The organism is Martinezella sp. CNPSo 3795 (assembly GCF_057784475.1).
This window is the reverse complement of sequence record NZ_JBXSOQ010000009.1, coordinates 1-12,766: the sequence shown is the minus strand read 5'-3', so window position 1 is coordinate 12,766 and position 12,766 is coordinate 1. Positions and strand designations below refer to the sequence as shown.

Genomic DNA, 12,766 nt, shown 5'->3' with positions numbered 1-12,766 from the left:
ACAGAGCGCTTGCGCGACCGATTGCTTGAGACCGGAAAATCAGAGGGAAAATCGCGCACGAGCCACGCTCAGGTGGTCGATGAGCTGGGCAAGGCGATCGTCTCCGGCGCGTTTCCGATCGGAAGCATTCTTCCTGGCGACAGCGAGCTTCTGCAACGATTCAAGGTATCGCGCACGGTCCTGCGTGAGAGTATGAAGACTTTGGCCGCAAAGGGGCTTGTGGTGCCGCGTGCGCGCGTCGGCACGCGCGTCACCGAGAAGATCCATTGGAACATGTTCGACAACGAGGTGCTCAACTGGCATTTCGAAAGCGGCGTCAACAAGGAGTTCCTTCTCCATCTTTACGATATACGCATGGCATTCGAGCCTTTTGCCGCAAGCCTCGTGGCGGAAAGGGCCAGTCGAGAGGACATCGAACTGCTCCGCAGTCTTGCCGCTGCCATGGCAGCGCCGCATCATACCTCCGATAGCCTCGCGGTCGCCGATCTGCATTTCCACCTGGCAATTACGGAGGCTTCGCAGAACCCATTCATGCGATCGCTGGGCGGACTTATCGAAGCCGCACTCGTCGGCATGTTCCGCATGAGCGCACCGCCTTCAACCAATGGCTTCGCCAATATTGCGGATACGCATATGGCCATAGTGGACGCGATAGCGGCGCGTGACGGCCTTTCGGCCCATAAGGCGATGGAATTTGTGATCATCGATGGGCGCCAACATGTTCTCGAAGCTTTCGAGGCCCTTGCCGAAGCCTGAAGGTCGCCTTCAATTTCGCCGTGGTTCATCGCTCGACTTGTTGATATGAGGGGAGTCGCCCGGCCCCCGGGCGGCGCTTGACCGTATATCTCGGAGCTTGAAATGGAACGCAGCTGCCTCGCCATCATCCTCGCCGCCGGCGACAGTACCCGCATGAAGTCGTCGATGTCGAAGGTCCTGCACCCGATTGCTGGGCGTCCGATGATCGCTCATGTCATGGAGGCGATCGCCAGGACCGGGATTTCAGCGGCGGCTCTGGTGGTCGGGCGCGATGCGGATGAGGTCAGCGCGGCAGCATCGATTGGCGATATTGCCGTCGAATCCTATCTGCAGAAGGAGCGGCTCGGCACGGGCCATGCCGTGTTGGCGGCGCGCGAGGCGATTGCCCGCGGATATGATGATATTATCGTTGCCTATGGAGACGTCCCTCTGCTGACCGATGTGCCGCTTCGTGCGGCCCGCCAGGGACTGGCCGATGGCAATGACATCGTCGTCATCGGCTTTCATACGGAGCATCCCAACGTCTATGGCCGCTTGCTGGTCAAGGATGGCGAACTGATCGCCATTCGAGAAGCCAAGGACGCCACCGATGCCGAACTGGCGATAAAGTGGTGCAATAGCGGGCTGATGGCGATCAATGGCCGCAAGGCGCTGGAGCTTCTTGACCGCATCGACAACAACAATGCCAAGGGCGAATATTATCTCACCGATCTCGTCGAGATCGCCCGCTCGCTGGGCGGCCGCGCCGTTGCGGTCGATGCGCCCGAGGTTGAAATGACCGGCTGCAACAACCGGGCCGAGCTCGCCTTTATCGAGCGCCTCTGGCAGGAGCGGCGCCGGCAGGAGCTTATGCTGTCGGGCGTGACCATGGTGGCGCCAGAAACCGTGTTCCTCGCCTATGACACCGTGATCGGCCAGGATGCGTTGATCGAACCGAATGTCGTCTTCGGTCCCGGTGCGGTGATCGACGGCGGCGCGGTCATCCATGCCTTCTCGCATATTGAGGGCGCCCATGTCAGCGCCGGCGCGACGGTTGGGCCCTTTGCGCGGCTGCGTCCGGGCGCGGATCTCGCCGGCGGTGCCAAGGTCGGCAATTTCTGCGAGGTCAAGAACGGCAAGATCGGCGAGGGTGCCAAGGTCAATCACCTGACCTACATCGGCGATGCGACGATCGGCGCCGGCAGCAATATCGGCGCTGGCACGATTACCTGCAACTATGATGGGGTCAACAAACATGAGACGCATATTGGCGCCAATGCTTTCGTCGGTTCCAACTCATCGCTGGTCGCGCCCATCCGCATCGGCGACGGCGCATATATTGCTTCCGGCAGTGTCATCACCGATGATGTTCCGGCCGACGCGCTGGCTTTTGGCCGGGCTCGCCAGGAAGTAAAGCCAGAGCGAGCCAAGGCAATCCGCGAGCGAGCTCTTGCCATCAAGGCAGCGAAGAAGGGCGGCCACTAAAACTCGCGTGTCGACGTAACGGTCAGAAATCGAAAGTGACCGTGACGGCAATTGAGAAAATCGCAGGAATGATTAGGACTTGCCCTCATATCTGAGGCCAGACGGAGAGCTGTATGTGCGGTATTGTGGGGATCGTCGGAACGAAGCCTGTGGCGGAGCGCTTGGTGGACGCGCTGCGGCGGCTCGAGTACCGCGGCTATGATTCGGCGGGAGTTGCGACGATCCACGACGGCGTGATGGATCGCCGCCGCGCGGAGGGAAAGCTGTTCAATCTGGAAAAGCGCCTCGAGTCGGATCCTTTGCCCGGCACGACCGGCATTGCACATACGCGTTGGGCAACCCACGGCGTTCCGAATGAAACCAATGCCCATCCGCATTTCGTCGAAGGTGTTGCTGTCGTCCACAATGGCATTATCGAGAACTTCTCCGAGCTGCGCGAAGAACTGAAGGCCGAAGGCCAGGAATTTGCCTCGCAAACGGATACGGAAGTTGTCGCTCATCTATTGGCGAAATACGTTCGCGAAGGCCTGGACGCACGTTCGGCCATGCTGAAAATGCTGAACCGTGTGACGGGCGCCTATGCATTGGCCGTGATGTTTCAAAACGATCCCGGCACGCTGATGGCGGCGCGTTCTGGCCCGCCACTTGCGGTCGGCTACGGCAAGGGCGAGATGTTCCTCGGCTCGGATGCCATCGCACTTGCGCCTTTCACCAACGAAATCACCTATCTCGTCGATGGTGACTGCGCCATCGTTAGCCATGCCGGCGCGACCATTCTCGATTTCAGCGGCAAGGAAGTGAGCCGGCCGCGGCAGATTTCCCAAGCGACCGCCTATGTGGTCGATAAGGGCAATCATCGCCACTTCATGGAAAAGGAAATCTACGAGCAGCCGGAAGTCATTTCCCATGCGCTCAGCCACTATATCGATTTCGCCAGCCATCGCGTGCGCCCGGATGTCTCGGCCATAGATTTCGGCGGCGTGTCCGGCCTTGCAATTTCGGCTTGCGGCACCGCCTATCTTGCCGGCCTGATCGGCAAATACTGGTTCGAGCGCTATGCGCGTCTTCCGGTCGAAATCGATGTGGCCTCAGAATTCCGCTATCGCGAAATGCCGTTGTCGCCGTCGCAAGCGGCGCTGTTCATTTCCCAATCCGGCGAGACCGCGGATACCTTGGCTTCGCTGCGCTATTGCCGGGACAACGGCCTGAAGATCGGCGCCGTGGTCAACGTCAGGGAATCGACCATCGCGCGTGAGTCCGACGCGGTGTTTCCGATCCTGGCTGGTCCCGAGATCGGCGTCGCCTCGACGAAGGCTTTCACCTGCCAGCTTGCGGTTCTCGCATCGCTCGCGATCGGAGCGGGCGTTGCTCGCGGCACGGTCAGCGCCAAGGATGAACAGGAAATGGTGCGCCATCTCGTCGAGATGCCGCGTATCATGGCGAATGTGCTGAATATCATCCAGCCGCAGATGGAAAGCCTGTCGCGCGAAATCTCGAAGTTCAAGGATGTGCTCTATCTCGGTCGCGGCACCAGCTTCCCGCTCGCCATGGAAGGCGCGCTGAAGCTGAAGGAAATCTCTTATATCCACGCAGAGGGCTATGCGGCCGGCGAATTGAAGCACGGGCCGATCGCGCTGATCGACGAGAATATGCCCGTCATCGTCATTGCTCCGCATGACCGCTTCTTTGACAAGACCGTTTCCAACATGCAGGAAGTGGCAGCACGCGGCGGCCGAATCATCTTCATCACGGATGAGCTTGGTGCGGCAGCCTCGACATTGCCGACCATGGCGACCATCACCTTGCCCGTCGTCGACGAGATCATCGCCCCGATCATATTCTCGCTGCCGATTCAATTGCTTGCCTATCATACGGCCGTCTTCATGGGCACGGACGTCGATCAGCCGCGCAATCTCGCTAAATCGGTCACCGTGGAATAGGACAACTTCCGTCCCGCATTTGCCGTCACGTCATCGTGAGCCGGACGTTTGTTCGGCTCGCGGACGCAGCTGGCGGGTTGTATGCCGCACTGATTTCTGGCACGATTCCCATTCTGAGATGGTGGGGAGGATTTGCCGGGTAGCAGTAGGCGGCGGAACGGAGTTTTCGAGCGGCGAATGACTGAAAAACTCATCAAAATGTCCGTAACCACGCGGATCAGAAACAATTTCCTGGCCGGCCTGATTATCTGCGCCCCGATCGCCATTACCCTGTGGCTGACCTGGTCCGTCGTTCATTGGGCCGATAGCTGGGTTCGCCCCTATATTCCCGCGCGCTACGATCCTGAAAGCTATCTGAACTTCGCCGTTCCGGGGACCGGCCTGGTGATCGCGATGATCTTCATCACGATCGTTGGTTTCCTCGCCAAGAACCTGATTGGCCAGAGCATCGTCCGCTTCGGGGAGTCGATCGTCAACCGCGTGCCGCTGGTGCGGACCATCTATAAGAGCGTCAAACAGATCTTCGAGACTGTGTTGAAAGAGCAGGGCACATCCTTCAAGAAGGTCGGGCTGATCGAATATCCAAGCCCAGGCCTCTGGTCCATGGTATTCATATCGACCGATGCCAAGGGTGAGATTGCTTCGAAATTCAATGCCATGGGTCAGGACATGGTGGCGGTCTTTCTGCCGCCGACACCTGTGCCCACGGCCGGCTTTCTGGTTTTCGTTCCACGCGAAAAGATCACGGTGCTCGACATGAGCCCGGAGGATGGCGCCAAACTGCTGATCTCGGGCGGACTTGTATCGCCCGAATACAAGGAAGAGCTCATCGCGGCGAAGGGGCTGCCCAGGCCCGTTCCGATAAAATCGCTGACTTAGAAACGCTCCCGTTCCTGTCGTAGGTTGCCTGGCCTCGCGTATCACGCGAGCTGTCATGTCTCTATCATATTGACGCCTTAGATCGTCCTACGGGACAGGCAATCGGATGCATCTCATCATCGAACATTCGGAGTTTCGACCCCGGCTGTTGTTTTTCGACGCGGCTTGAGAGCGGGTCGGAGATGGATCTCATTGTCTCCATACATATTTTCACTGGAGGATATTGTCTTGAAATATATGCATTCGAAGAGCTTGCCGCTGTTGTCGGCCGCGCTGGCAGCATTTGTTTTTTCCGCACCAGTCGCGGCGCTTGCTGATAATTCCATCGCAGTCCAGGGCGTGACGCTCGTCAACAAGGGACGTGTCGCGGTCGGTCGTATCCCCGCCAATCTGCGCGACAAGTTCGGCGAGACCTTCGGTTCCGGTTCGGGAATGTCGATCGACACCAAGAGCTGGGTCCGCAATGCCGACGGCACCTATAAGGGTTCGCTCTGGCTGCTGCCGGACCGCGGCTATAATGTCGCCGGCACCACCGATTATCGCGGACGTCTCAACACCATCGATATCAAGCTGACTCCGGTCGCTCCCGGCGCGACGCCGCCGGCCGGCCAGGAACAGTCGGGCGTCGAGGCCAAGCTCGCGGATACTCTGCTTTTGAAAGACAACAAGGGCAACGAAACCACCGGCCTCGACCCCGCCAACGGCGTTCGCCAGGCAGAAAGCGGTATGCCGCTTTTGCCGCAGGCACCGAACGGCAAGATCTCGCTCGATAACGAAGCTATTGCTCGGCTGCCCGACGGTTCGATGTTCATCAGTGACGAATACGGTCCTTACATCTATCGCTTCTCGGCAGACGGGCGCATGATCTCGGCCACGGCACCGCCGGCGGCGTATCTGCCAATGCGCCACGGCGCCGTGAATTTTTCCTCGAACAATCCCGGTCCCGGTGAAGCCGCGCCCGATCCGAAGGATCCGACCAGCGGGCGCCAAAATAATCAGGGCTTCGAGGGGATGTCCCTGACGCCGGACGGCAAGTTCCTGATTGTCGTGCTTCAGTCCGCGACCCGCCAGGACGGTGGCGATTCCAGCTCTACCAGGCAGAATACACGCGCCCTGGTCTATGATGCCGCCGATCTCGACCATCTGAAACTGGTGCACGAATATGTCGTGCCTTTGCCTGTCTTTACCAATGAAAAGGGCAAGACGGCCGTCGCCGCGCAAAGCGAAATCGTGGCACTCTCACCGACAAGCTTCCTGATGCTGGCGCGCGACAGCAACAATGGTTATGGCCAGAAGGGCGATAAGTCGCTCTATCGTAGCATCGTTGCCGTCGATGTGTCCGCTGCCACCGATATTGCCGGCGGCAAGTTCGACGGCGACACGGCTGTCGCGCCAAAGGGCGTTCTTGATCCCTCCGTCAAGCCGGCTGTCGTCAGCCAGTTCATCGACATCAACGACAGCGCCGATCTTGCGCGCTTCGGTCTGCACAATGGCGCGCCGAACGACCGTAACAACCTCTCGGAAAAGTGGGAGGCCATGTCGATCGTCAGCGTTCAGGATCCGAAGCTGCCCGACGACTACTTCCTGTTCGTTGCCAATGATAACGACTTCATCACCCAGGACGGTTTCCAGGTCGGAGCCGCCTACAAGGATGAAAGCGGTGCCGATGTCGACACCATGTTCCAGGTGTTCCAGGTCACCATTCCCGGCCTCGCCGCAAAGTAATGTCGTGAGAGACAGGGATGGACGCGGCTAACGCGTCCATCCGCTCACCCCGCTCGCAGGAACCGGATCGCCTCGTCGCGACGGAAGAGATAGAGCAGGGTGCGTACCGCACTGCCACGCTCGCTGGTGAGCTCCGGATCGCGCTCAATGAGATAGGCGGCATCCTTGCGGGCAATTTCCAGAAGATCGGCATGGGCTTCCAGGCTGGCGATGCGGAAGCCTGGTGTTCCGGACTGGCGCGTGCCGAGAAGCTCGCCTTCGCCGCGCAGCTTCAAATCCTCCTCGGCAATGCGGAAGCCGTCTTCCGTCTCGCGCATGATCGACAGCCGTGCATGCCCGGTTTCACCGAGGGGGCCTTTGTAGAGAAGAATACAGGTCGAGGCTTCGTCACCGCGACCGACGCGTCCGCGCAATTGGTGAAGCTGCGCTAGGCCAAAACGCTCGGCATGTTCGATGACCATGATGGTCGCGTCGGGGACATCGACGCCCACTTCGACGACGGTCGTGGCGACCAGCAGGCGGATCTCGCCATTCTTGAAGGCCATCATCACGGCGTCTTTTTCCGGGCCGCTCATCCGGCCATGGATGAGGCCGATGCCAGACCCGAGCGCTCTCGTCAGCGTCTCGTAACGCTCTTCGACCGACATTAAATCGGATTCTTCGGATTCCTCCACAAGTGGGCATATCCAATAGGCTTTTTTACCTTCGGATAGCGCACTTCTCAGGCGCGCGACGATGTCGCCGGTTCGCTCGTTCGGAATGGTGATCGTCTGGATCGGCTTGCGTCCCGCCGGCTTCTCAGTGAGCTTCGAAACGTCCATATCGCCGAAGGCGGCGAGCACCAGCGTTCGCGGTATGGGCGTTGCGGTCATAACGAGCATATGCGGCGAGATGCCCTTCGCGGTCAGGCGCAGGCGTTGGTGAACGCCGAAGCGGTGCTGCTCGTCGACCACAGCCAGCATGAGGTTGGCATAGGCGACGCTGTCCTGGAAGAGAGCATGCGTGCCGATGATGATCTGTGCTTCCCCGGAAGCAATGCGCTCGAGGATCGCATCCCGCTCGCGTCCCTTTGTGCGGCCTGTGAGAACTTCGACGGAAAGGTTTGCACTCGCTGCGAATTTTGAAATCGTTGCATGATGCTGGCGAGCCAGAATTTCGGTCGGCGCCATCAGCACGGCCTGGCCGCCGCTTTCGATCACGGCGGCAATCGCCATCAGTGCCACCAGTGTCTTTCCCGCGCCGACATCACCCTGCAGCAGCCGAAGCATGCGCTCAGTGCCCGCCATATCCTTGAGAATATCGGCAACCGCTTCACGTTGGCTGTTCGTCATCGAGAAGGGCAGGGATTCCAGTATCTTGCGGCTGATTTCTCCAGTTGCATGCACCGGCTGCCCCGCAACCTTGCGCAGCCTTTGGCGCACCAACGAAAGCGATAATTGCCCCGCCAGGAATTCATCATAGGCAAGCCGGCGGCGCGCGGGAGATTGCGGATCGATATCGGCCGCATCTCTCGGCGCATGCAGCATGTGGAAGCTATCGGAGATCGAGGGAAAGCCCTGCCTCTGCGTAAGGGTTATATCATCCCACTCAGGCAGCTGCGGAATGCGCGGCAGCGCCGCCTCGATGGTCTTGCGCAGGAACTTCGGCGTGAGGCCGGCGGTTAGCGGATAGACCGGTTCGACGAGCGGCAGGTTTTCCGCTTCACTCTCGCGCATGATGTAATCCGGATGCACCATGGATGGGCGGCCGTTGAACCAGTCGACCTTGCCGCTGACGGTGACCGTCTCGTCGATCGGCAGCTGCTTTTCGAGCCATTGCGCCTTACCCCGGAAGAAGACCAGCGCCAATTCTCCGGTCTCGTCGTGCAGATAGACGCGATAGGGAACGTTGCTACGCGCATTCGGCGGCGGCTGATGACGGTCGACACGGCCGGTAATGGTGACGATGGCGCCCTGCGGCGCCCTCGCGATACCGGGCTGCTCGCGTCGGTCGATGATCGAATGCGGCGCGTGGAAAATGAGGTCGATGACCCGACAATCGTCGATCGTTTCGCGGTCGAGCAGCTTTACCAGCAGCTCGGATACCTTCGGCCCGACGCCGGGCAGCGAAGAGATGGAGGCAAACAGCGGGTCGAGGATAGCGGGACGCATGGCCGGCAAAATGCGACGGGCAGGGCGCATTTGGCAAGGGGCAGCGGAGAACTCGATCCCTTTGAGCCCGACACTCCCCGGAAAATTGCATCGCAGGTGCTTTTTTCTTAAAAACCGGTTCCCACCTGTGAGCGCTGGTTTTATAGAGACGCATCAACATAAAGGTGTTTTTGATGACTGGGCTGACCCTCAGCAGTGCCGATCTCGATCCTCGCCGTCGGCGCATCCTTTTCCGTTGCTGGCATCGCGGCATCCGCGAGATGGATCTGGTCTTCGGCCAGTTTGCCGATAATGAGCTGCCAGGCCTTTCCGAGGCCGATCTCGACGAGCTTGAGCGCATCATGGCTGAAGAGGACAACGATCTCCTCAAATGGATTCTCGGCAGCCAGCCGACGCCGCAGCATTTGCAGACGCCTCTCTTTGAGCGCCTGGCCTCCTACAAGCCCGATTTCGAAGAGATCGCCGAAAGGTTCGGATTGACGAAATGATCCCCGGTTTCGACGCGAAGAAGCTGCTCGCCGCCAGCGAGCCGATGACGATCGGTCATGTTCCGGCTGGCCTGGAGCCGTTCCTGATTGCCGAAATGGCAAAGGCCGGCCAACCGATTGCCTATGTCATGTCTGACGGCCAGCACATGGCCGATGTCGAACAGATGCTCGGCTTCATCGCGCCCGAAATCCCGGTTCTCACCCTGCCGGCCTGGGATTGCCTTCCCTACGACCGCGTTTCCCCAAGCTCCGACACCTCGGCGCGGCGCTTGGCGGCTTTGTCCGGCCTGATCGCGCATCATCGCAAGCCGCATGCAGCCATCGTGCTGGTGACCGTCAACGCTATGCTGCAGAAGGTGGCGCCACAGGACATTATCGAGAGCCTGGCGTTCTCGGCCCGTCCCGGCAATCAGGTGCGGATGGATGACATCGCGGCCCGCCTGGAGCGCAACGGTTTCGATCGCGTCGCAACGGTACGTGAAGTCGGTGAATATGCGGTGCGCGGCGGCATTCTCGATGTCTTCGTTCCCGGCACGGAAGAGCCGGTGCGCCTGGATTTCTTCGGCGATACGCTGGAGAGCATTCGCAGCTTCGATCAGGCAAGCCAGCGTACAACTGGGCAGGTGCGTTCGCTCGATCTCAATCCGATGAGCGAAGTGACGCTGACGCCGGATACGATCAGCCGCTTCCGCAAGAGCTATCTCTCCGCCTTTGGCGCCGCTACGCGCGATGATGCGCTCTATCTCGCCGTATCCGAAGGTCGGCGATACGCCGGTATGGAACATTGGCTGCCGCTCTTCTATGAGAAGCTTGAGACGGTTTTCGACTATCTCAAGGGCTTCCGCTTGGTCACGGATCACACCGTGCGCGAGGCGGCCGAGGAGCGCTCCAAGCTCGTCTTCGATTATTACGATGCCCGCCTGAATTCCGGCCAGCAGACCAAGGGACAGATGGCGCAGGGCACGCCCTATAAACCGGTCACGCCGGGTCAGCTCTATCTCGACGGCAAGGCCTTCGGCAATGCGCTCGACGCCTTCGGCGCCATCCGCATCTCGCCCTTCAACGAACATGAGGGTGAGGCGCGTCGCGTCATCGAGCTTGATGCCCGCCAAGGGCCGCGCTGGGCGCGCTCCGCCACCGATGGCGCCGACAGCGAGCGCATCAACGTCTTTGACGCGGTCGTCAAGCATATTGCCGACAAGCGGGCGGCAGGCGGCAAGGTGCTCATATCCGCCTGGACCGAAGGTTCGCTCGATCGCCTGCTGCAGGTGCTTTCCGAACATGGGTTGGCGCGCGTCAAGACCATCGAGGCCTTCAAGGATCTCAGCGGCCTGGCGAAGGGTGAGGCGGCTGCCGCCGTACTCAGCCTCGAAGCCGGCTTCGAGGCTGGCGATCTCATCGTCATCGGCGAGCAGGATATTCTCGGCGACCGCATGGTGCGCCGTTCCAAGCGCCGTAAGCGCGCCGCTGACTTCATCTCTGAGGTGGCAGGCTTGGACGAAGGCTCGATCGTCGTTCATGCCGAGCATGGCATCGGCCGTTTCGTTGGGCTGAGGACCATCGAGGCTGCCGGTGCACCGCATGCCTGCCTTGAGCTGCAATATGCCGACGATGCCAAGCTGTTCCTGCCGGTCGAGAATATCGATCTGCTCTCGCGCTTTGGCGGCGAGGGCACCGAGGCGCAGCTTGACAAGCTCGGCGGCGGCGCATGGCAGATGCGTAAGGCGAAGCTCAAGAAGCGCCTTCTGGATATCGCTGGTGACTTGATCCGTGTTGCGGCCGAGCGCCTGACGCGCCATGCGCCGGTGCTGACCTCACCCGAAGGGCTCTACGACGAATTCGCCGCGCGCTTCCCCTATGATGAGACCGATGACCAGATGAACGCCATCGAGGCGGTGCGCGAGGATCTTGGTGCCGGCCGGCCGATGGACCGCCTCGTCTGCGGCGACGTCGGTTTCGGCAAGACGGAAGTGGCGCTTCGCGCAGCCTTCGTCGCTGCCATGAACGGCGTGCAGGTCGCTGTCGTCGTGCCGACGACCCTGCTTGCCCGGCAGCATTTCAAGACCTTCTCCGAGCGTTTCCGCGGCCTGCCGATCCGCGTGCAGCAGGCATCCCGCCTGGTGGGCGCCAAGGATCTGGCGCTGACCAAGAAGGAAGTGGCGGAAGGCAAGACCGATATCGTTGTCGGCACGCATGCACTGCTCGGCGCCGGCATCCAGTTTGCCAATCTCGGCCTGCTCATTATCGATGAAGAGCAGCATTTCGGCGTGAAGCACAAAGAGCGTCTGAAGGAACTGAAGAGCGACGTGCATGTGCTGACGCTGTCGGCGACGCCGATCCCGCGCACGCTGCAGTTGGCGATGACGGGTGTGCGCGAGCTGTCGCTCATCACCACGCCGCCGGTCGACCGCATGGCGGTGCGCACCTTCATCTCGCCCTTCGATTCCCTCGTGATCCGCGAAACGCTGATGCGCGAGCATTATCGCGGCGGCCAGAGCTTCTATGTCTGTCCGCGTCTCGCTGATCTCGCCGATATCCACGCCTTCCTGCAGTCGGATGTGCCTGAGCTGAAGGTGGCGGTCGCGCACGGCCAGATGCCGGCTGGCGAGCTGGAAGACATCATGAACGCCTTCTACGAAGGCCGTTATGACGTGCTGCTCTCTACGACCATCGTCGAATCCGGCCTCGACGTGCCGACCGCCAATACGTTGATCGTCCACCGCGCCGATATGTTCGGGCTTGCCCAGCTCTATCAGCTGCGCGGCCGCGTCGGTCGCTCCAAGGTCCGCGCCTTTGCGCTCTTCACCCTGCCGGTCAACAAGGTACTGACCACGACGGCGGAGCGCCGGCTCAAGGTGCTGCAGTCCTTGGATACGCTCGGCGCCGGCTTCCAGCTGGCAAGCCACGATCTCGACATCCGCGGCGCCGGCAATCTGCTCGGCGAGGAGCAGTCAGGCCATATCAAGGAAGTGGGTTTCGAGCTCTACCAGCAGATGCTCGAAGAGGCTGTCGCCGAGGTCAAGGGCATCGACGAGATCCAGGATACCGGCTGGTCGCCGCAGATCTCCGTCGGCACGCCGGTCATGATTCCCGACGATTATGTGCCCGATCTGCATCTGCGCATGGCGCTCTACCGCCGTCTCGGCGAGATCACCGAGCTGAAGGAAATCGACAGTTTCGGCGCCGAAATGATCGACCGTTTCGGCCCCTTGCCGATGGAGGTGCAGCATCTCCTTAAGATCGTCTACATCAAGTCGCTCTGCCGCATCGCCAATGTCGAGAAGCTCGACGCCGGCCCGAAAGGCGTCGTCGTTCAGTTCCGCAACAAGGAATTCCCCAACCCCGCCAACCTCGTCGGCTACAT

The 12,766-nt window shown here is 60.5% G+C and carries 8 protein-coding genes; 7 read left to right on the top strand and 1 reads right to left on the bottom strand.

Annotated elements, in window-relative coordinates:
• Positions 1–9 precede the first annotated feature (9 nt).
• The 5 genes from AC13QY_RS22575 to AC13QY_RS22555 all read left to right on the top strand — a co-directional run bounded on the left by AC13QY_RS22575 (position 10) and on the right by AC13QY_RS22555 (position 6,764).
• A complete protein-coding gene (locus AC13QY_RS22575; RefSeq protein ID WP_069612144.1) occupies positions 10–756 on the top strand; it encodes a FadR/GntR family transcriptional regulator in 747 nt (248 codons plus the stop codon).
• Between the two features lie 102 nt (positions 757–858).
• Positions 859–2,220 (top strand): bifunctional UDP-N-acetylglucosamine diphosphorylase/glucosamine-1-phosphate N-acetyltransferase GlmU, encoded by a 1,362-nt coding sequence (gene glmU / locus AC13QY_RS22570; protein WP_113389611.1) that lies wholly within the window; start codon positions 859–861, stop codon positions 2,218–2,220.
• Positions 2,221–2,333: 113 nt separating this feature from the next.
• The gene (gene glmS, locus AC13QY_RS22565) at positions 2,334–4,160 is read left to right on the top strand and encodes a glutamine--fructose-6-phosphate transaminase (isomerizing) (protein ID WP_113352553.1); all 1,827 of its coding nucleotides are present in this window, start codon (positions 2,334–2,336) and stop codon (positions 4,158–4,160) included.
• Positions 4,161–4,337: 177 nt separating this feature from the next.
• Positions 4,338–5,039 (top strand): DUF502 domain-containing protein, encoded by a 702-nt coding sequence (locus AC13QY_RS22560; RefSeq protein WP_113333759.1) that lies wholly within the window; start codon positions 4,338–4,340, stop codon positions 5,037–5,039.
• Positions 5,040–5,276: 237 nt separating this feature from the next.
• Complete coding sequence (locus AC13QY_RS22555) at positions 5,277–6,764, top strand: esterase-like activity of phytase family protein (RefSeq protein WP_233788714.1); 1,488 nt, start codon at positions 5,277–5,279, stop codon at positions 6,762–6,764.
• A 44-nt stretch (positions 6,765–6,808) separates the two neighbouring features.
• Here the strand turns inward: AC13QY_RS22555 and recG are convergent, their stop codons facing one another.
• On the bottom strand, positions 6,809–8,914 hold the full coding sequence (recG, locus tag AC13QY_RS22550; protein WP_488493944.1) for an ATP-dependent DNA helicase RecG: 2,106 nt from the start codon (positions 8,912–8,914) through the stop codon (positions 6,809–6,811).
• Between the two features lie 173 nt (positions 8,915–9,087).
• On the opposite strand from recG, the gene AC13QY_RS22545 reads away from it, so the two are divergent.
• Both AC13QY_RS22545 and mfd read left to right on the top strand, forming a co-directional pair.
• Positions 9,088–9,402: an FAD assembly factor SdhE gene (locus tag AC13QY_RS22545; protein ID WP_113333761.1), complete on the top strand. Its 315-nt coding sequence runs from the start codon at positions 9,088–9,090 to the stop codon at positions 9,400–9,402.
• A partial coding sequence (gene mfd, locus AC13QY_RS22540) for a transcription-repair coupling factor (RefSeq protein ID WP_488493943.1) occupies positions 9,399–12,766 on the top strand: 3,368 nt, incomplete at its 3' end. The genes AC13QY_RS22545 and mfd, both read left to right, overlap by 4 nt.